Origin of the sequence: Microcoleus sp. S13_C5 (assembly GCF_036700845.1) — a bacterium.
GTDB lineage: Bacteria > Cyanobacteriota > Cyanobacteriia > Cyanobacteriales > Microcoleaceae > Microcoleus.
Window position 1 is genome coordinate 22,567 of sequence record NZ_JAUBPR010000027.1, and the last position, 21,060, is coordinate 43,626.

At 45.8% G+C, this 21,060-nt stretch carries 12 protein-coding genes; 7 read left to right on the top strand and 5 right to left on the bottom strand.

Annotation, left to right across the window (positions count from 1 at the left end):
- Positions 1 to 63: 63 nt before the first annotated feature.
- The 5 genes from QUA04_RS10230 to ruvB all read right to left on the bottom strand — a co-directional run bounded on the left by QUA04_RS10230 (position 64) and on the right by ruvB (position 8,459).
- The gene (locus QUA04_RS10230) at positions 64 to 612 is read right to left on the bottom strand and encodes an inorganic pyrophosphatase (RefSeq protein ID WP_190656946.1); all 549 of its coding nucleotides are present in this window, start codon (positions 610 to 612) and stop codon (positions 64 to 66) included.
- A 453-nt stretch (positions 613 to 1,065) separates the two neighbouring features.
- Positions 1,066 to 4,302, bottom strand: a complete 3,237-nt coding sequence (locus QUA04_RS10235) for a GAF domain-containing protein (RefSeq protein ID WP_333256287.1) — start codon at positions 4,300 to 4,302, stop codon at positions 1,066 to 1,068.
- Positions 4,303 to 4,902: 600 nt separating this feature from the next.
- A complete protein-coding gene (recN, locus tag QUA04_RS10240; protein WP_333256289.1) occupies positions 4,903 to 6,657 on the bottom strand; it encodes a DNA repair protein RecN in 1,755 nt (584 codons plus the stop codon).
- Between the two features lie 134 nt (positions 6,658 to 6,791).
- The gene (locus QUA04_RS10245; protein WP_333256292.1) at positions 6,792 to 7,358 is read right to left on the bottom strand and encodes a Uma2 family endonuclease; all 567 of its coding nucleotides are present in this window, start codon (positions 7,356 to 7,358) and stop codon (positions 6,792 to 6,794) included.
- 6 nt (positions 7,359 to 7,364) lie between these two features.
- Positions 7,365 to 8,459: a Holliday junction branch migration DNA helicase RuvB gene (gene ruvB / locus QUA04_RS10250; protein ID WP_333256296.1), complete on the bottom strand. Its 1,095-nt coding sequence runs from the start codon at positions 8,457 to 8,459 to the stop codon at positions 7,365 to 7,367.
- Positions 8,460 to 8,530: 71 nt separating this feature from the next.
- Between ruvB and QUA04_RS10255 the strand changes: the two genes are divergently transcribed.
- The 7 genes from QUA04_RS10255 (at position 8,531) to QUA04_RS10285 (ending at position 20,820) form a co-directional block, all read left to right on the top strand.
- Positions 8,531 to 9,070 (top strand): hypothetical protein, encoded by a 540-nt coding sequence (locus QUA04_RS10255; RefSeq protein ID WP_333044922.1) that lies wholly within the window; start codon positions 8,531 to 8,533, stop codon positions 9,068 to 9,070.
- A 181-nt stretch (positions 9,071 to 9,251) separates the two neighbouring features.
- Positions 9,252 to 10,106 carry an ABC transporter permease gene (locus QUA04_RS10260; protein ID WP_333044920.1) on the top strand — a complete coding sequence of 285 codons (855 nt, stop codon included), beginning with the start codon at positions 9,252 to 9,254 and terminating at the stop codon, positions 10,104 to 10,106.
- Between the two features lie 179 nt (positions 10,107 to 10,285).
- Positions 10,286 to 11,698: an ABC transporter ATP-binding protein gene (locus QUA04_RS10265; protein WP_333044918.1), complete on the top strand. Its 1,413-nt coding sequence runs from the start codon at positions 10,286 to 10,288 to the stop codon at positions 11,696 to 11,698.
- Positions 11,699 to 11,713: 15 nt separating this feature from the next.
- Entirely contained in the window at positions 11,714 to 13,213 is a 1,500-nt protein-coding gene (locus QUA04_RS10270; protein ID WP_333256300.1) for a methyltransferase, read from the top strand.
- 46 nt (positions 13,214 to 13,259) lie between these two features.
- Positions 13,260 to 18,605: a glycosyltransferase gene (locus tag QUA04_RS10275; RefSeq protein ID WP_333256303.1), complete on the top strand. Its 5,346-nt coding sequence runs from the start codon at positions 13,260 to 13,262 to the stop codon at positions 18,603 to 18,605.
- 138 nt (positions 18,606 to 18,743) lie between these two features.
- Entirely contained in the window at positions 18,744 to 19,472 is a 729-nt protein-coding gene (locus QUA04_RS10280) for a class I SAM-dependent methyltransferase (RefSeq protein WP_333256306.1), read from the top strand.
- Positions 19,473 to 19,539: 67 nt separating this feature from the next.
- The gene (locus tag QUA04_RS10285; RefSeq protein WP_333073645.1) at positions 19,540 to 20,820 is read left to right on the top strand and encodes a glycosyltransferase family 4 protein; all 1,281 of its coding nucleotides are present in this window, start codon (positions 19,540 to 19,542) and stop codon (positions 20,818 to 20,820) included.
- Positions 20,821 to 21,060: the final 240 nt, after the last annotated feature.

A 21,060-nucleotide genomic window follows, 5' to 3' on the forward strand; every position in this document is an offset into this window, starting at 1 on the left:
GCACCTGTCTTTAAGAGCGAGCGAGCTCGCACTGCGGAAGACGCCCCTGAGTGAAGCTTGAATTTAATTTTGGATTTGCTTGTAAATTGACTGCACTACGTCGAGTAGGCTCAAGACTTGCTGCCATTCGGGGGCATCGGGGTTGTAGCTTTTGGCGCGCTGAGTTTTCAAACTGTGGTGCAATAGGGAAAGCAGCGCATCTGGAGACTGTGAAGAATTGTCATCTTCATCTGCTGGGGTTTGGGCTGCATTTTCTTCGATGTCTTCTTTAATTTTTTGTGCTCGATCGGCGAGGGCTAAAGATCTGCCTGCCAGGTTTTCCGGCATTTTGGGCTGTTCGGACAAAGACGCGCTGGTTAGTTCTACCAATAGTTGGCAGACTCGATCGACCCATTCGTGATCGTTTACTGAAAAGGAACCAGATTTGAACACTTGCCCATCAGGTCTTTGCTGAATGCTTTGTACCTTCTGGATCAGAGGGATAGCCTTAACAGTGATGTTTTCCGGGATTCTGGGGATATCTGACAGGGAGCTCCGAGCAATCTCCAGCAATAGTTGGTAAACCTGATCTACCCACTCAACATCTCCCGATTGCGAATTCCAATTATTCATAACTGACGCTAGTGGTTTTCTATATCTAAGACTAGAACATTGACTATCTGCGAAGGAAGCTCTTTTTATGAGCCACTAACGCTATTAAGACTTACGCGGGCGGGGTGAGAAACCCGGTTTTTGAGCGGATGTTTCGTCGGCTTTCTCCAAGATTTTTCTCAGAAACCGGGTAACGCTGCTGCCAGTCCTAACTATTTTTAAGCGCTTCAAATAATAGAAGTGCTAAGTTTGTTGCGGTAGGTAGTGCGACCGAAACACCTAGGGCGAAACCCCGGCATCTCGCTTGCAAATTCAAATCCGGTTATATAACCATAATACCTGTTGGAGCTTATTTACAATTACCTCAATAGGATATTCCGGTTAACTGGTGGCCGGATGGGAGGCGCACCCCCGATCGCGATCGCCCCCACCCGGAACCCTGGCGCCACCGCGAGGATTTGCTGTGGGCTACTGCTATTTTTCTGTGAGATTCCACACACCATCCCAGTTGAGTACGTCTGAAAAACTATGCTGAAATAACATACAGCGATCAACGTGCAATTTAGCTGCCTTGTTTTTCGGGTCAACTTTCAGAACGGCCTCAAATTCGCGTGCAGCGTCTTTAAAGGCTTGCTTGGCTTTTGGTTCTAAAGCTTTCTTAAACTCGCTCAGCAGTTTTTTCACCCGATCGAGTCCCAGGTTTTCAAATTCCTCATCTAACATTTCTGCAACTGTCTCGCTGGCCCGACTTTTAATTTTCCCCTGCAATAGCTGCCTGATCTCTGCGGGTTTCAGCCTCTTGATTTGGGGATTTGATGGTTTTAAGATGTCTGCTTCCAAGAGCTTTTTGACTTCGCCTTCTTGCAAGTATTTAATATCGTCTGCTGATAAGGGCTTGATTTTTGCTTGCAGCAGCATTTTGGCTTCGTCTTCCGAGAGGTTTTTGATTCCTTCCAATTTCAGCAGTTGGATTTCTGGCTGCAACAGTACGATGAGTTTGTCTGCTTCCGACAGGTTTTTCGGGTCGTACTCTGACAGCTTTTTCAGTTGATATAAGAGCTTCCTTAGTTCGTGTTCCAACTGTTGCTCTAGATTGTAGGACAGTTTCTTAATCTCTGCCTCTGGCATTTCGGCGACATCCTTTAAGATGTTTTTCACCTCACTTCCTGAGAGTCTTTGGCTAACTGGAGTTTTGTAATATTCGCGCCCCTTGGTGTAATGTTCTATAACTTGTTGCTGTTTTTCGGTTAGTGACTTGCCCACTGGCGAGTATCCCTCGCGGATGCCGACGAGTTCGTAAACGATTACGGGTTCGCTTTTGCCTTTGACAGTAATAAAGTCGAGTTCTCGCACGTACAGCCGATCGGCATAATCTCTGTAAGTATTGTCGCTGATGATCAAGTCGGTGCCGTACTGCTTGCTAGCGCCTTCTAAGCGAGAGGCGAGGTTTACGCCGTCTCCGATCGAAGTCAATTCCATGCGTTTGCTACTACCGATGTTGCCGCTGACAACTTCATCGGAATGCACGCCCATACCGATGCTGATCGGCAATTCCTCATTCGCCATACGCTCTTGATTGAACAGGATCAGTTTTTCCCGCATTTTCACTGCCGTTTGCATGGCGCACCAAGCATGATCCTCTAGGGGCGCTGGAGAGCCAAAAACTGCCATCAGAGCGTCCCCGATGTATTTGTCGAGAGTCCCTCCGTACTCGAATACGACATCTACCATCACTTCAAAATATTTGTTGAGCATCACTACCACTTGTTCGGCTTGCAATTTTTCGGTAAGTGTGGTGTAGCTGCGAATGTCGGAGAACAGTACCGAAACGTTTTTGCGCTTGCCGCCCAATCCATCATCCCCTGAAGCTAACAAAGCTTCGGCTACTTCGGGGGTCATATAACGGTACATCAAGTTTTTGACTTGCTTTTCTTTGCTAATATCTTCCATGACGACTAACGCGCCGTTGACCTTGCTGGGGTCGGTAGCGTCGGTCATTGAATTAATCGAGAGATTGATACTCTGCGATTTTGCTTCACAGGAAAGCAAAACTTGATCCGGGTAATATTGCTGGCGATCCTTATCGCCTTCTGGAGACAAAGACGCATCAAACCACTTGGTAAAATCTCCTTTTTCTAACTTAATTAACTCGCGCAAAGATTGGCCTTCGGCTAATTCGGCATCGCTGACACCCAGTAATTTTTTAGCACTGGGATTGGTCGCTACTATATTGCCTTTTTTATCTGTAGAAATCACGCCGTTAGTCAGGGCGTGCAGCATATCTTTTTGTCTTTGTTCTTGCTGTTTGACTTCGGCAAACAGTTTGGCGTTTTGTAGGGCGACTCCTGCTTGGATATTAAACGCCTCCATAAATTGTAGGTCGTTGCGATTGAAACTGGCTTTCCACTGTTCGGGGGCGTGCGGCCAATCTTCGGGGTTATAGGGAGGGTATTCTCCTTGTTTTTTTTTGTTGACTAATTGAGTAACTCCGATCAATTTGTGGTCTGCATTAAAAACTGGCATACAGAGCATACTGCAAGTACGGTAGTCAGTTTGTTGGTCGGTTTTTTTGGAAGTTTCTGCGCGGGGGTCATTGTATACGTCAAAGGGAATCAACAGCGGTTCGCCGGATTCGGCGACGATGCCTGCAAAACCGGCTGTTCTGGGTATGCGAAGTTCTTTCACGCTGTCCGCCGTCGGGATTTTCGTCCAGAGTTCGTCTTTATCTTCATCGATCAGCCACAGGGTGCTGCGATCGGCATTCATCAGTTCTTTTGCCTGATCCATCACCCTTTTTAGAGTATCTTCTAAGTCTAAACTGCTCTGAGAAAGAGCGTTGACGGCATTCATCAGCGCCGTGGCCGCCCGTTGTCTTTGAGTTGCTGCGTAGAAAGATTTGGAAGATTCTAGAATTAGGCGAATCGAGGGAGCAAATTCTTTAAAAACTTGTTCGTCTTCTTGAGTAAATCCTGCCTTGTCAATCTGTTCCTCTAAAATACCGTAATGTTCGTGGTTGGGCTTGAGTTTATTAATCAGTTGAACGACTGCTACTAACTCTCCTGTTTCTTCGTTGATCAGGGGCATCGCCAGCATTGTATAAGTGCGATATCCTGTTTCTTTGTCAGTTTTTTTTGCGTTAGTCGATCGGGGGTCGTTATAAAAATCATAAGGAATGTTCACCACTTTTTTTTCCGTGGCTACTTCTCCGGCAATGCCCACATGGGCGGGAAATCGGAGCTCTAGGTTTTTGCCATTTTCATCTTTAGCAACGATCGCCCAGAGCTCATTTTTCTCGTCGTCTAATAAAAATATCGTGCTGCGAGCAGCATTCAGCAATTCCCCTGTTTTGAGGGTAATCGACTGCAACATCTCGTTGAGGATGGCGTCAAATCCCTCGCTCTCCAGGATATTGTCGAGCATTCCCAAGGTTTGATTGACAACCTTAAGTTTGTCTTCTACTTCCTTAACTACTACTGTAAAGCTTTCCTTATTTAGGAGATCGAGAACACTGGATAATCCTGGACTTTTGGCAAGGGCGCTACTGCTAGAGGAAGGCTGAGAATATTTTTCCTGATGGTTTTCACTGACAACAGTAAAATCATGGTTTTCACTGACAACAGTAAAATCATGGTTTTCACTGACAACAGTGGCCTCTACTGTCACTGTCATGTTGTTTTCCATAGCTGGCCGATTGGAAGATGCAGATTTCATAGACCTTTACAGAAGCTTAAGTGTAAGGGTTAGTCTCTAAGCGAAGAGAGTGGGGAAGTTGATTAGTGAGTCACCGGTCGCACAAGACTCAAGTATGTGTGAAAGTATTACCCAGTTTACAGAACTCCGGCCACAAGGCAAGGGAAATTCAGTTGGCCTTGCTGCCCAACGGAGGGTGGGAGATTAACGAGGCGGTGGGAGTGCTGCAATCTTTTTAGAGATCGCGAATCCTGTTTAAATGGTTGATTAACTGATTTTGACATTGTGCGTGCCTGGTTGAAGTAGGTTCGGCCGATCTTTGAGCCGATCGCCCGCAGGAACATGAATGCGTACTGGCGGGAGGACTGCTGAAAGAGGGGTGGCATTGTGGGACTAGCCGCAATTGTGACACTACCAGTTGCTAGTGATGTGTGCCCTTCTCTACACAATTGTGGTTTTTAACTAGAATTTCTCTTTATTTTGCTGCTCTTACCATTCATCCCACTAAATTCACAGGGCTTTGAGCTTTTTTTTGTAAAATTTGCGGTTGATATTTTTAGTGTAACCTCCGACTCGGAAAAAACTCCGCCTTTTAACCCCCCGATCGGCTTGAGGGTGTGATCAGGGTTGGGCCGACTGAGTTTGGCGCAATCCGGCGGCTTCGACAAGCAGGGATTCGGCGAAGGCGATGGCTTCTGTTGCTGAGCGGCCACTGGCGAGTTGGGCGAGTTCTTCCCGCCGCTGCTCACTGTTGAGAGCGGCAACTCTGACTACTGTACGTTCGACTGGTTCGGAGTCGGCTGCGGGTTCGCCGATACTTGGTTCTGCTTCGATCGTCTGTTTGTTGACGCGAAAATGAAAATCAGCCATCGCGGCGATCAGCGGCTGGTGGGTGACGCATAGAACTTGGTGTTTGTCCGAAAGTTGGTAGAGCTTTTTGGCGATCGCCCCGGCGACTCTCCCGGAGACTCCGGCGTCGATTTCGTCAAAAATCAACGTACCGGCACTTTCTATTTGGGAAAAACAGGCTTTGATGGCGAGCAGAAAGCGGCTCATTTCTCCCCCGGAGGCGATCGCGCCTAGGGGTTGCAAAGGTTCGCCCGGATTGGGGCTGAAACAAAAGGCGATTTGGTCGGCACCCGTAGCGGTTGGGGTACAAGGCGAGATCTCGACTTGAAATTGCACTTTTTCCATTGCTAACGGCTTAAGTTCTCCTACGAGGTGCGTTTCTAGTTTGAGGGCTGCTTCGCGTCGCAGGGTGGTGAGGTGGCTGCAAGCGTCTTTTAATTGCTCTAAAGCGGTCTGATATGCGAGTTCTAAGGCTTCCATTGAGTCGCCTCCTTCTAAAAGTTCATTTAGTTCGTTTTGAATGCTTTGGTAGTAGGCGATCGCTTCTTTGAGCGGCCCGTATTTGCGGCAAATTTGTTTGAGCTCGCGAATCCGATCTTCTACTTCTTCAAGTCTTTCGGGATCTGCTTCTAATTGTTCGCCGTAGCTGCTAATTTGCCTGCTGGCTTCTGTGGCTTGAGCTAAAGCATCGCTGACCATTTCTAGGATTGGTTGCAACTGCACATCGTAAACCGCCATGTCGCTTAAAATTACTTCGGCTTTGCTCAACAAGTCGGCGGCTGATGCGGTGTCGCCGTCGTTTTGGTACAGGGCTTGGTGGACTTGGTAACTCTGCTGCTGCAATTCGACGACGTGGCCTAGCCGGATTGATTCGTGTTCTAGCTGTTGGAGTTCGTCGGCGTCTTCGATGTGGGCTTCGCCGAGTTCTCGGACTTGGTATTCTAACAAATCAAGTCTTTGCAGTCGCTGCTGTTCCGACTGACGCCTGCGTTTGAGGGCTGTTTTGGCGTTGTTGGCTCCCAGCCAAGCGGACGCGATTATCGATCGCGCTTCAGTAAGCTTTTTGCCGCCATATAAATCGAGCCATTCTCGCTGGAGGGTTTCTTGTCCGAGGTGGACGGTTTGGCCTTGGGCGGTCATTTCCACAAGCCGATCGCGCAGTTGATCCATTAACTGGCGGTTGACGAGAATTCCGTTCAAGCGGGATCTGGTGCGTAGAGCACCGCTAGAGGCATTAATTTCCCGGCTGCAAACGGCTAAATTTCCGTCTATGGGTTCGATTTCTTGCTCGCCCAACCACAGAGATGCGGCTTTGTCGAGTTCAAAGGTAGCTTCCAATATTGCCCGCGTTGCTCCGGTGCGAATCGATCGGCGATCGACCTTGCCGCCCAACACTGCATCGATCGCATCTAGGATAATGGATTTACCGGCGCCGGTTTCCCCTGTAAATACGTTCAAACTCGGGCCCAATTCTAGATCCAGGCAGTCAATTAAGGCAAAGTTTTCTATTCTGAGGTATAGCAACATGAGGAATTGGGAATTGGGAATTGGTAATTAGTAATTGGTAATTGGTAATTAGTAATTGGTAATTGCTAATTGGAGGGATAGCAGGGAAAATTATTGGTATCCAATAACAACTGTCAACTGTCAACTGACTTCTGCTATAGTTTTAACCACCCAAACAAATCTCCTACCGTCAGTCGCAATTCTGCTGCCCAATCTGGAACTGGCAACAATTCTTCGGGTTTTGCTAAAATTTCCGGTTGCTGTCCAGGGGGATAAATTAAGACCGAGCGCACCATCGGATCGATCAGCCAACCCATTTTAGTGCCGTTTTTCAGACAGTGTAAAATATTCCCAGTTACTTTGGTTTGACTCTGACCTGGAGACAGAATTTCAATTGTCCAATCTGGGTAAGTTTCAAATACATTAGCAACATCCCCATTTTCATCAACTGGTATTCTTTCCCAAGTAAATACTGTGACATCTGGCACGATTGATCTGCTACCAAAAGTACACCGCAATTCAGGAAAAGCTAAGGCAATTTTCTTACTTTTAACTGCGACATTGATGGCTGAGACTAATTCACATTGAATTCTGCTATGTTTGCCTTGTGGCATAGGCTTTTGGATGATTTGACCGTTTATATATTCGCTAGCTGGTTCTGTTTCTGGCAGTTTGAGAAACTCGGACAAATTTAGTGTTTTTGTTTGTTGTATCTGTACCATTTTTTACTACTTGTCATCGACTAAACCTAAGTGTTTCCAAGCAGCCGCTGTGGCAATTCTTCCCCGACTTGTGCGCTGCAAAAATCCAATTTGCATTAAGTACGGTTCGTATACATCCTCAATTGTTTGAGTGTCTTCTCCTGTGGAAGCTGCGAGAGTTTCTAAACCAACCGGACCGCCGTTAAAGTTTTCGATCATTGCTGTCAAAAGGCATCGATCTGTCCAATCCAAACCTAGCGGATCGACGTTGAACAATTCGAGGGCGACTGAGGCAATTTCGGCATTAATTGGCTTTAAGTTTTTGACTTCGCTGTAGTCTCTAACTCGCCGCAGCAAACGGTTAGCGATCCGGGGCGTTCCGCGAGCTCGGCGGGCAATTTCTGTGGCTCCTTCTGGGGTGATTTGAGTGTCGAGAACTTGGGCGCTTCTTTGGACAATTAGACTGAGTTCGTCTATTTCGTAGTAGCGCAATCTTTGGATCAATCCGAAGCGATCACGCAATGGAGATGTCAGCGACCCGACTTTTGTGGTTGCTCCTACTAAGGTAAAGGGTTTGAGGGGAATGCTGCGAATTTTGGCGCTTTTGCCTTGACCGATCGTAATATCTAAGCGACAGTCTTCCATCGCCGGATAGAGGATTTCTTCTGTAACTTTAGATAAACGGTGAATTTCGTCGATAAACAGCACGTCGCCTGCTTTGAGGTTGATCAGCAATCCGACAATATCTCGCGGTTTTTCTAAAGCTGGGGCGGTGGTGATTTTGCATTCCACTTCCATTTCTGCTGCTAAAATTAGCGACATTGTGGTTTTGCCCAACCCTGGCGGCCCGTAGAGTAAGAGGTGATCCATAGGTTCGCCACGGGATTTAGCGGCTGCAATTGCGATCGCCAAAACTTCTCTCAAGTCTTTTTGCCCGATGTATTCAGCTAAGCGCTGGGGGCGGATTTTGTCGTCTTGTTTGCTGTTGATTTCGTCGGGTAGTTCTTGCGATTCTAGCAAAGATTCCGCCTCGGGTTTGGCCACTTTTTTGCGACGGGCCGGGGCTATGTCTTCGGGTAGATTTTGGTCAGAGGGTTGTTGTTTGGAGGAGATAATAGCCATATTTATCTGCGCTCGGGCAGCGGGAATTGTTTACAATTATTGGCAGAATCTTGACAATTATTGAGTTCGTTATGAGTATTCCATCTTCTTTATTAGCATCGGAAAGCATAACTTTTGAGGGGGCGATCGAGCTGACTCAATCTTTACTGTCGTTCATTGAGGCCGATCGACTTTTACAAGCCGACATCCAGCAAGCTGTTACATCTCTGGTGAAAACACAAAATGGTGCTAGGGGGTTTTTTGTCACCTATCTAACGGACGATCGACAGGAGGCAGATCACCCGTCACCCGGATTAGTCGAGGCGCTGCGATCGGCTCCTGAGATCGTAGCAGAACTGCTGGTGAAAAATTTGGCGATGTCGGCGGCAATGGTTGTACATCATTCGCGCCAGCAAAAGGAGGAAATGGCGGCCGATTCTGCTAGAGTGCAGGAGCGATCGCGCAATTTAATTCAAATGCTGCAAATGCCAGCCTGTCAAACTAGAGCGTCGCAAATGCTAGAAAGTTTGCAGAGTGCCAACGGCGAGTATGAAAAATTTTTCCAGCGGTGGGGGTACGACGACGAGCAAAAACTAGCGATCGGTTCGGCAGTTCGATCGGCGATCGGCTAAAATAACCTCCGAAGGAAGAGGAAAGAAGAAAGAAAGAAGCAGCCGAAGCTAGGGTGGCAGATCCTTGATCAAAGCGGCGGGGCTGTGGAATAATTGCGGTTTAACAAAAGCTGCACAATTGTAGCTTGAGTTGATTTAGGTGTGAAGGTAGTGAACGAGGGCGAAAAAATTGCTGAGAACGGTGAAAGGAGTTGCCCAAAAGGCCCGAAGGCTGGGCGGCAGGCGGCCGGCAAGTACACGCGAACGGCGGTGGGCGAAGCTGAATCTGCTGGCAACATTGGTGCGCCGGGACTTGGAAGCTCAATACAAAGGCTCGATTCTGGGCAATTTGTGGCCACTGCTGAATCAGCTATCGCAATTGGTGATTTACACATACGTATTTTCGATCGTCCTCAAGGTAAAGCTCAGCCTTACAGGCTTCCCAGAAAACAGCGACATTACATTTGGAGTCTGGTTGTTTGCAGGTTTGCTGCCTTGGACTGCCTTCACCAGCGGTTTGATCAAGTCGGCAGTATCCGTGGTGGGGCAGCCGAATTTAGTGAAAAAAGTGGTATTTCCTCTCGGTTTGCTGCCCCTAGTGCCGATTTTTACAGCTTTTCTTGAAAGTTCTCTGGGTTTAGCAGCTTTGATTGTGATAGTAGCCGTGTCGTCGCAAAAGCTCAACGCTACTTTATGGTTGCTGCCGTTGGTGTGGGTGCCTCAGTTGCTGATAACTGCTGGTTTGGGATATTTGACAGCCGGCTTGACTGTATTTTTGCGAGACATTCCTCAGACATTAGGTGTTATTCTAAATTTTTGGTTTTATTTGACGCCGATCGTCTACCCAGCATCAGTAATCCCCCAAGAGTGGCGAGTGTGGATATTTTGGCTGAATCCAATGGCGGCCATCTCGGAGGTTTATCGAGATCTCATACTGCTTGGAGAAGTTAAGCATTGGGGGGAATGGGGTGTCGCCACGGTAATTTCTGCTGCTATATTTTGTGGAGGTTTGGCGGTTTACCGGCGTTTGCGTCCCGCTTTTGCTGACGTGCTGTAAATTTGTTTGAGATCTACAGTCAATCTAAAATCTAAAATCCAGGGTGCTGTAAATTTGTTTGAGATCTACAGTCAATCTAAAATCTAAAATCTAAAATCGACTGTGCTGTAAATATGTTTTAGATTTCAAGTCAATCTAAAATCTAAAATCTAAAATCTAAAATCGATTGACTGCCGCCCATGACAGAAAATGTAATTTCACTCAAAAATGTTTCCAAATGCTTTAAGCGGTACGATCGTCCAGGAGACCGCTTAAAGGAAATTATTTACCCCGGGAAAAAACTTGCTGACGAATTTTGGGCCCTACACGACATCAATCTGGAAATTCCTCAAGGACAAACTCTGGGAATCGTCGGTCGCAACGGTTCGGGAAAAAGCACTCTCCTGCAAATAATTGTAGGGACGCTGACTCCTACCGCAGGAAGCGTGGATGTTAAAGGGCGAGTCTCCGCTTTGTTGGAACTCGGAAGCGGGTTTAACCCGGAATTTACCGGGCGTCAAAATGTGTTTTTTAACGCTCAGTTACTGGGATTCAATCAAAAAGAAACTGCAGAAAAATTTGACGATATAGCTGCTTTTGCTGATATTGGCGATTTCATCGAACAGCCAGTCAAGACTTATTCTAGCGGTATGTTTGTCAGGCTAGCTTTTGCTGTTGCGACTAGCGTCGAGCCAGATATTTTGGTGGTTGACGAGGCGCTTTCGGTGGGCGACGAAGCTTTTCAGCGCAAGTGTTTTGCCCGCTTGCAAAGCATTCAGGAAGGTGGCGGAACGATTTTATTTGTTTCTCACGCTGCTACTTCTGTGGTGCAACTTTGTACCTCGGCGATTTTAATGGATAGCGGTGAATTGCTGCTCGCTCACACGCCGAAGGTGGTAATTTCTAAGTATCAAAAGCTGATTTATGCCGATCCGGATCAGGTTCTGGGGTTGAAGTCAGATATTCGAGCTCTGAACCAACTGACAAAACAGGAAAGTCAAGACCACCTTCAGGAGGCTAATTTAGAAAGCACAAAGAGGGAAGTTAAACCAGAGCAACATCTCTCTAAACCCAAGGAATATTATGATGAATTTTACGATCCGGGGATGATACCGTCAAATACGGTAAGGTATCCGTCTCGCGGAGCGGAAATTATCAACCCCCACATTGAGACGCTGAAGGGAAATGTGGTAAATCACTTGATCGGCCGTCAAGATTATATTTATACTTACTCTGTCACTTTCTCCCGGTCAACTTCCAAAGTTAGGTTTGGAATGTTGATTAAAACAATTAGCGGTTTTGAGTTGGCGGGTGCTTCTTTGAAGGCTTCTACTCAGTCAGTTAGGTATGTGGAAGCGGGAACGACAATTGTAGTTAAGTTTAATTTTAAATGCTTGCTGAATCCCGGGGTTTATTTCTTGAATGCTGGCGTTGTGGGAACGGTAGATGGAGATTTAACTTATCTGGATCGCTGTGTTGATGTGGCGATGTTTAGAGTTCAGTCTTGTACTGAGTCCTGCGGTAACGGCATCGTTGACTTGCTGATCGAACCGTGTTTAACTGTTGTTAATGCTGATTCTCTAGTGAAAGAGCAGTCAACAGAGGTTATCTAAAATTCTGTAAAAACAATGAGCGATATCAATTTAGATTTAGTCGAAAATCCCGTAATCAAAGCATTTATTCAAGATCAAACTAAGTTTCCCGAAAATTTTAAACTGAATATCTGCGAAGACGATGAAATGTATTTGTTCAGCTTGAACAACGTCAAAGACGATCGCGATCGGGCTTTGGTGCGCTATTATTCGATCGGGCGTCGCATCTTGGATACGGTTAAACAAGTTGTGGAATGGCATTTTGGCAGTTTTGAAAAGGTACCCTCTTTTCTAGATTTTGCCTGCGGTTACGGTCGATTTACCAGGTTTTTGATTCAGGAAATACCGCCGGAACGAATTTGGGTTTCTGATATTTATGCTAACGCGGTTAAGTTTCAAACTGAATACTTGGGCGTCAATGGTATTGTCTCAACTGGAAAACCAGAAAATTATTTAATTGACCGCAAGTTTGACTGCATTCTGGCTAATTCTTTTTTCAGCCATATGCCGGAAAGAACTTTTACAAGTTGGTTGCAAAATTTGTACGATTTGTTGACTCCTAACGGCATTTTGATGTTCAGTGTTCACGATGAGTGTTTGCGCCTAGCCAATATAGAAATGCCGGCTAATGGTATTTTGTTTAGTCCTCAAAGCGAAAGCCAGTCTTTAGATAAGGAGGAATACGGCACAACTTATGTAACTGAAAAGTTTGTGAGAGAATGTGTCGCGCGAGTTAGCGGAGGCAAAGCTTTTGTTCACCGCATCAAAAAAGGCATCTGCCGATTTCAGGATTTGTATGTTGTCACAAATGAGCTAGTTAGAGATTTTTCGGAGTTAAAATTCAATCATCACCCGGAAGGATATATTGATGTTGCTGCTTTTACGAATAAGGAGAATTTGTATCTGGAAGGATGGGTGGCTGATGTGAATTTCGACGGTCGAGTTGAGGAGCTGCAAGTGCTGGTAAATGGGGAGGTGGTACAGAGGTGCGAGCCTTTTTACGATCGCCCGGATGTGGCTGGATATTTTGAAACTGATGGGGCTTTGCAGTCGGGGTGGAGCTGTTATTTACCCAAAAACACTGTGGCGCTGGAGGATGTGTTAATAGTCAAAGCAATCAATAACTATGGTTGGGAATGGATTCTGGAAACTTGCACGGTTAAATCGCTGGTTAACCAAAGGCAATCGCAGTCTTTGTTGGGGTCTACTCAGACAAAACTCAAATTACTCGAGACTCAGTTAGAGTCGGCTAGGATAGAATGGGAGCAAAGTCAAAGTAAGTTAATGATTACTCAAACAAAGTTGCAAGAAACTCAAACTCAATTAGTATCTGCTCAAACGCAATTGGAGCAAACTCAAAATCAGTTAGTATCTGTGCAAATGCAGTTAGAGAAAACTGAAAATCAACTAATTAATGTCAAGCAAGAACTAGAGCAAGCGAAGTGTCGGGTTTTGGCAATGGAAAGCAGCAAGTTCTGGAAGCTGAGAACCGCGTGGTTTCAAGTCAGGCAGTCCTTGGGCTTGGCGGGAGAGTAGCGAGTAAATTTGGTTCGTGTGGGAATTAGGGCGAGGGAGAGAAATTGTGAGTACAAATGACAGCAAACCGTCGGTTTTTATTGTTACCGGAATGCACCGTTCCGGTACGTCTTTAACAGCTTCTTTGTTTCAGAAAGTCGGGGTTGATATTGGCAAAAAATTAGTGGGCCCGGCCGACGGAAATGTGAAAGGTCATTTCGAGAATGTTGATTTTGTGGAGTTTCACAAAAGTGTTTTGCGATCGCACGGTATTGATGAACTCGGATGTACGTTTGAAAAAACGATTCCCGTAGCAGCAGAATACGTGGAAATCGCCAAACGCGCGATCGACCAAAATCAACAAACTCACAAACATTGGGGTTGGAAAGACCCGCGAACAGCCCTTTTTTGGGATTTTTGGCTGACTTTACTCCCCGAAGCTAATTTTATCTGTGTTTATCGATCGCCCTGGGAAGTAGTCGATTCCCTTTACCGCCGGGGAACCGATGTTAGCTTGCTGCAAAATCCCGAAATGGCAGTAAAAATGTGGATTCACTACAATCAAAAAGTTTTAGAACTTTACGAAAGTTTCCCCCATCGCTGTCTGCTAGCCAACGTTTACCCGATCGGCAACACTCCTGAACTTTTCCTCGATCGAGTCAACGAAAAATTTAATGTTAACTTAGGTGCGATACCGGGCGACAATTTTGAAGAATCTTTATTAGTCAACGATATTGTCAAAAGTCACAGACCGAGTTTAATAGAAAAATATTTTCCCGAAGCATTAGAACTCTATGAACTTTTGGAAACCCAATCTGGTAATCTGAGCAGCGAATCGAAAGGTGCGAGTGCTCAAGTTATTCATTTCCCAGCATCTCCAGTCTGGCCATTTGAAGATTGGCTCAAAATCCGCTTGCTGGAAAAACAGCAAAAAACTAGCTCTTCCGAACTCAAACAGTGGCAAGAACAATTTCACCAGGCCCAGGCGAAAGTGTTGGGATTAGAGACTGAATTAGGAGCAACTCAGGTACAGCTTGCAGGCAAAGAATCAAATTTTCAAGAAGCTTTAGCAAAACTCCTCGGATTAGAAACAGAATTAGGACAAACTCAGGTACAGCTTGCAGGCAAAGAATCAAATTTTCAAGAAGCTTTAACAAAAGTATTAAAATTAGAAGCAGAATTAGGGCAAACTCAGGTACAGCTTGCAGGCAAAGAATCGCAATTTCAAGAAGCCTTAGCGAAAGTATTAGAATTAGAAGCAGAATTAGGACAAACTCAGGTACAGCTTGCAGGCAAAGAATCGCAATTTCAAGAAGCCTTAGCGAAAGTATTAGAATTAGAAGCAGAATTAGGGCAAACTCAGGTACAATTTGAAGAGACTGAATTTATATTGCAGCAAAAGTTAGCTGAGTTAATTCAGCTAGAAACAGCACAAAGTCAAAATCAGGAAAGATTAAAGGATACTCAGGAAAAATTAGAACACTCCCGCCAGGAAAATGAAAATTTTCGGGCAGAACTTGCTATCATCAAGTCTTCAATATGGTGGCAAGTGAGAGAAAAGCTGTGGGGAACTCAGCGCCGAATCCGCGACTTGTTCCCTAAATTTATTTTTTCGTTAGACCAACCCACTACTTGGCAAGTTTGCGATTCCCACCTGCTAATTGTGGGCTGGGTTTTTCACCAAAAAAGAGAGACTACAGCAGTGCGAGCCAGAATTAAAGACCAGAGTTTCGCAGGCGTTTACGGCATAGAGAGAAGTGATATAGCGCTAGCACACTCTAATATTCCGGCTGCAAAGACATCAGGTTTTACAATTCAATTGGAAGCGCCTGCCGGACGACACGAAGTGCTACTGGAAGCGCAAGATGATCGAGGTAAATGGCATTTGTTGGCAGCTTATCCGTTGTTAGTTTCAACCATTCAAGCATCGTTAGATGTACCGATGGTATGGGAACAGCGTCAGGGTCAAATTTTGTTTGCAGGTTGGTGCTGCCACCACGATCGCAAAATTGGTAAATTAAGCTTATTGTGCGGCGATACTTCTGTAGAATGCGCCTACGGTTTACGGCGAAAAGATGTCGGCGAAGTGTTTCCCGACTGGGTTAACAGTTCGGAAAGCGGTTTTGAGGCCCTTGTCGATTTGCCTCCTGGCGAATGGCACGTTTCTCTCCAAGCTGAGTTAGAAACCGGGGAAATTTTGTCTTTTCAAGCGCCTAAAATATTGACAGTGCGGCGCTACCATATCTGGCAGCGAAGTGCAGATAAGTTTGAGGAGTTATCAAGGTTTACAGCCGCAATTCAGCAGCGGGCGAGGGAAAGAAAACAGCGTCTCGGCAGAATTGTGCCGATGCCTTGGGAAATTGTGAAGGTGATTCGCCAGTTGGGGAAGATTTATCGGCAGCAAAAACAGTTTAGTGCGCCGGGAGATTTGCTGCCGCCTGCGGGTTTTGTTGTGCCTCAACCTATTGATAGGTATGACGCTTGGCTGGAGGTGAATCAGTGGAACGATCGCGCGCGCGATTACTTAATTTCTCGGTTAAAATCCTGCCGGGAACCGCTGCCAAAAATTTCGGTAGTAATGCCAGTTTACAACCCGCAGATAGATTTTTTAGAAAGTGCGATCGACAGCGTAATCAATCAAGTTTATCCAAACTGGGAACTCTGCATTGCCGACGATTGCAGCACCGATTTCACTGTTGCTGAAAATTTGAAAAGCTGGGTTCAAAAGGACGATCGTATCCGCATCACATTTCGTACAGAAAACGGCAACATCAGCGCAGCAACTAACAGCGCCGCCGCCCTCGCAACAGGCGAAATCATCCTATTTTTAGACAACGACGACGAACTAACTCCCGACGCATTAGGCGAAGTTGCCCTATATTTTGCAGCGCATCCAGCCACCGATTTTCTCTATTCCGACGACGATAAAATTGACACCAAAGGTCGCCGCTTCGCCCCGCAATTCAAACCGGAATGGTCGCCGGAACTCCTGCTTTCCTATATGTATCTCGGTCATTTGTGCGCCGTCCGAAAACACATTTTTGAACAAATAGGCGGTTTGCGACTAGGTTTGGAAGGCTCGCAAGATTACGATTTTGCCTTGAGAGCAACCGAAATTTCCCGCCATGTCGCGCACCTGCCGTTAGTGCTGTATCACTGGCGAACTGCACCCGGTTCTACAGCCATATCTGGGGCCGCGAAACCCGCCAGTTTTGCCGCAGGTCAAAAAGCCATTCAAGACGCACTAAACCGCCGAAAAATTAACGGCAATGTCGCTCAGCACGCATGGGCGATTAAAGAAAATTTGGGCATATTTGCCCAGGATTTCCCGGATAACGGCCCATCAGTAACGGTAATTATTCCTACTAAAAATCAGCTAAAATTGCTGAAACCCTGTCTGGATTCTCTAGAAACTACAACCTACAAAAATTATCAAGTTGCCGTCATCGACAACGAAAGCGACGACCCTAAAACTCTGGAATACTTAAAGGAATTAAAGTGCCAAGTTTTGCGGATAAAAAATCCTGGGGGCAAGTTTAGTTTTGCAGCCATTAACAACCGCGCTGCGGAACAAGTTGACAGCGAATATGTGTTGTTTTTGAACAACGATACTGAAGTAATTAACCCCCGCTGGCTGAGTCAAATGGTGGGATACGCTCAAATTCCCGCTGTGGGTGCAGTCGGCGCGCGGCTGTTATATCCAGATGGCAGAATTCAGCACGCGGGCGTAATTCACGGGCTGCATCACGGTTTGGCTGGTCACGCTTTTAAGCTGATGAACAGCGAAAATCGAGGCTATCTTTCTCAAGCGATGGTAACGCGAAATTACTCTGCGGTAACAGCGGCTTGCATGATTACTCCGCGTCAATTGTTCTTAGAAGTGGGCGGTTTTGATGAGGAAAATTTTGCTGTTGCTTACAATGATGCAGATTACGGATATCGCCTGTTAGAACGCGGTTATCGGTGCGTATATTGTCCCGATGCGGAGTTGTTGCACAAAGAGGGAACTTCTAGGGGTTTTACCGACAATCCTCAAGAAGTGGCGGCTTTTAGACGTAAGTATGCGGGCAAAAATGACAGTTTTTACAGTCCTCATTTGTCTTTAGAAGATGAGTATTTTCATATTCAACCTCGACGGGTTTTTATGAAAGAAGAAGAGAGAAGGAAGAAGGAAGAAGGAAGAGGGAAGAAGGAAGAAGGTTATACATTGGAAGTTTCCGATTCTGGTTTGTTGGTAGCAGAAGCAGAGAATTTGATTCATCCTGTTAGAGTTTTGATGTGCAGCAATTCGCTGGATTTCACTGGTGCACCGCTGCATCAGTACGAAATCGCGGTGAAATTGGCGGCTGAGGGTGTGGTTAAGCCGATCGTACTTTGCACAACAGACGGGCCCCTGCGTCAAGCTTACGAACAGCAGGGAATTGAAGTAATTGTGCGCGACAATCCTCTCGAACACATCTATCAGCGCGATGCTTATGATGAAGCAATCTGCAGTTTTAGCACAGAAATTGCAAGTTTAAAAGTAGATGCAATTTATGCCAATACTTTAGAAAACTTTTTTGTAGTTGATGCGGCGCGGCAAATCGGAATTCCTACAGTGTGGAACGTGCACGAAAGCGAACCTTGGCAAACTTATTTTAACAGGTTTGGATCGGAGATTGCGGCGAGAGCTTTAGAGTGTTTTCGCTTTCCTTACAAAGTTATTTTTGTGGCAGATGCAACGCGGGACAGGTATTTGCCTCTCAACAGCCACCACAATTTTACAGTGATTCACAACGGCTTAGATTTGAGCAAACTGGAAAATTCGGAGAACTCTGAATTGGGTAGAAAAAATTTAGGTGTTACAGCGGAAGATGTTGTGATTTTGCTGCTGGGAACGGTATGCGAACGCAAAGGCCAGCAGGATTTAGTTAAAGCACTTTCACTTTTACCTGACAAATGGCACAATAAAATTAGGTGTTTTATTGTGGGCGATCGCCCTAGTATTTACAGCAATAAATTAGCCGAGTTGGTGGGGGAATTGCCAGCAGAGTTGCGGCAAAGGGTGACAGTAGTCCCGGAAACTGGGGAGACGGGAAAATATTACAAGGCGGCTGATATTTTTGTTTGCACTTCTCGCGTCGAAAGTTTTCCCAGAGTGATTTTGGAGGCGATGGCCTGCGATTTACCAATTGTTACATCGCCGATTTTTGGGATTAAAGAACAAGTGCGGCCGGGAATTAATGGTTTGTTTTATACGCCCGATCGCCCGGACGAATTAGTTGCAGCTTTGATTAGTTTATTGGAGGAGAAATCTTTGCGCCAGCAGTTGGCTGAAAACGCTAAATATGTCTTGGATTCACTTAATACTTTTGAGGAAATGACTCAAGCTTATGCAGAGATTTTCTGCGAAGCATATTTCAGCCGTCATTAGTCATTTTACAGTGCCAGCGTCCCCGCCAGTGAAGGGCAGTAACTCACCTCCTAGACTTTTGGCAGGATTTAATATAATTTGCCAAGAATTGCGGAACATATTGAAAATTGAGCCATCAATACTATAAAATAATCAAAAATGAACGATGAAAAAATGACCGATCGCCCAAGAGTAGATTATGAAAGGGCCTGGGACAGTTACGCCCAACAGTGGCAAAAAACTAATGCCGAACTTGCCCATATTGGCGACGAATGGATAGGTAAAGCTGCCGGTGCCGCCAACTCCTTAGCCGAATACGAAGCGCTAATAGAACAACAATTTATTGCACCGTACATCAAAAAAGAACATAAGGTTTTAGAAATTGGTATCGGAGGGGGAAAAACCGGTTCGCTGCTGCTGAAATATTGCGATCAACTAATTTGTGCCGACATTTCCAGTCAAATGCTGCAAGCCGCCCGATCGCGCTTGGGAGATGATCGCGTTTCTTACGTCAAACTCGACGGTTTAACATTGGACGGCATCGCCCCAGGTTCAGCCGATGTCTGCTTTTGTTACGATACAATGGTACACGTAGAGCCGGTAGATATATTCAACTACCTGACTCGAATTCCCAAACTGCTGCGGGGCGATCGAATTTGCGTGTTTCACCACACAAATATTTTTAGCGAATTAGGGTGGCAAAAATTCGCCAGCGAGTGGGACAAAAACTTGCTCGGGCACAGAGACGGCACAGCATTTTCAGTTATGACTGATACAATTATGGAAAAATTTCTCAACCATTTAAACTATCAAATCATCCTGAAAAATACATCTTCAGTACCGCGAGATTGCGTCTGGATATGCAAAGCACCAACCCCCAATGAATAAAACCAAAGCTTTTTAGCCGAATCAAAATATTTTATTTCAACAGACAACAGTCAACAGACAACAGACAATGAAAGCATTATTTCTCCATCCCAACTTCCCCGCCCAATACCGCCACATTATCACGGCTTTAGGCGCAGATCCCAAAAATCAAATTGTTTTCGGCACTAAAAACGAGCGCCCAGAGTGGAACATTCCCGGCGTTCGCAAAGCAGCATTTACCCCCAGCCGGGAACCCCACGCGCAGACTCACCAATATGTCCGCCCTTTAGAAAGTGCCGTCATCTACGGACAAGCCGTGTTTAGAATGGCAGAACAACTCAAAGCAGACGGTTTCGTACCCGATATTATCTGCGGACATTCCGGTTGGGGGCCGACATTGTTTGTCAAAGAAGCTTTTCCAAATACGCCTCTTTTGTGTTATTTTGAGTGGTTTTATCATGCTATTGGTTCCGACGCAGATTTCGACCCAGCGGAACCTTTAACAGTTGACGATATGGCCAGAATTAGAATCAAAAATGCGCCGATTCTGATCGATTTATATTCTTGCGATTGGGGTTTGTCGCCCACTTATTGGCAGCGATCACAATTCCCGCCAGAATTACAACAAAAATTATCCACACTCCACGACGGCGTAGATACCGATTACTTCAAACCAGACCCCGGTGCTAAACTGGTTTTGCCTAACTTAGACTTGTCTGGCGTTGATGAAATTGTCACCTACGTATCACGGGGAATGGAACCTTACCGGGGTTTTCCCGAATTCATTGAGTCGATCGCCTATGTACAAGAACGCCGCCCCAACTGTCACGTGGTCATCGTTGGTTCAGAAAGAGTTTGTTATGGGCGTTCTTTACCCAACGGCGAGTCTTACAAAGACTATATGCTCAAAAAAGTCCCCCTAGACTTGTCGCGAGTTCACTTTGTCGGGCCCCTACCTTACGGACTTTATCTAAAAGTAATTCAAGCATCCGACGTACACGTTTATTTGACCAGACCTTTTGTGCTATCTTGGTCCATGATTGAATCTCTATCAACCGGATGTTTAGTAATTGGTTCCGACACAGGGCCAGTCAGAGAAGTTATCCGCGACGGAGAAAACGGTTTGCTAGTCGATTACTTCTCACCGAAACAAGTAGCCGATCGCATTGATGAAGTTTTAGACCATCCTACCCGCATGGCAGAAATTCGCATCAAAGCCCGTCAAACCGCCCTAGAACGCTACAGTTTAGCGAAAATGCTGCCGCAACATTTACAACTAATTGAGCAAGTAGCAAATCGTTCCATGCCACCTACAGTTGGTATGGAACCAGAACGGGAATTAGCAGCATCTTTTGCAGTGAGAATTTAGCAATAAAGTGGGTCAAGACTAAACCCCTGGTCATAAGCTCTCCTGTGCGACTACATGGCACAGGAAACTCCACCCACTATACGATAAACATTGGAACATCTGGACGTTTTAGTTACCCAATTAAATAATTTGACATATCTGAAGTTTGGGTTCAGTTGTATTTAAGGTGGTAGCTAAAAAATCCTGATTACGGTCTTGAGTGATTATGATTGCAGTATCCTAAATTTACGCACATCTACC

Bases quoted from the DNA above. Each gene is read 5' to 3' on its own strand.
- QUA04_RS10280 (WP_333256306.1), top strand. From the start codon at position 18,744: ATGAACGATGAAAAAATGACCGATCGCCCAAGAGTAGATTATGAAAGG.
- QUA04_RS10230 (WP_190656946.1), bottom strand. From the start codon at position 612: ATGAATAATTGGAATTCGCAATCGGGAGATGTTGAGTGGGTAGATCAG.
- QUA04_RS10265 (WP_333044918.1), top strand. From the start codon at position 10,286: ATGACAGAAAATGTAATTTCACTCAAAAATGTTTCCAAATGCTTTAAG.
- ruvB (WP_333256296.1), bottom strand. From the start codon at position 8,459: ATGGCTATTATCTCCTCCAAACAACAACCCTCTGACCAAAATCTACCC.
- QUA04_RS10285 (WP_333073645.1), top strand. From the start codon at position 19,540: ATGAAAGCATTATTTCTCCATCCCAACTTCCCCGCCCAATACCGCCAC.
- recN (WP_333256289.1), bottom strand. From the start codon at position 6,657: ATGTTGCTATACCTCAGAATAGAAAACTTTGCCTTAATTGACTGCCTG.
- QUA04_RS10270 (WP_333256300.1), top strand. From the start codon at position 11,714: ATGAGCGATATCAATTTAGATTTAGTCGAAAATCCCGTAATCAAAGCA.
- QUA04_RS10255 (WP_333044922.1), top strand. From the start codon at position 8,531: ATGAGTATTCCATCTTCTTTATTAGCATCGGAAAGCATAACTTTTGAG.
- QUA04_RS10245 (WP_333256292.1), bottom strand. From the start codon at position 7,358: ATGGTACAGATACAACAAACAAAAACACTAAATTTGTCCGAGTTTCTC.
- QUA04_RS10235 (WP_333256287.1), bottom strand. From the start codon at position 4,302: ATGAAATCTGCATCTTCCAATCGGCCAGCTATGGAAAACAACATGACA.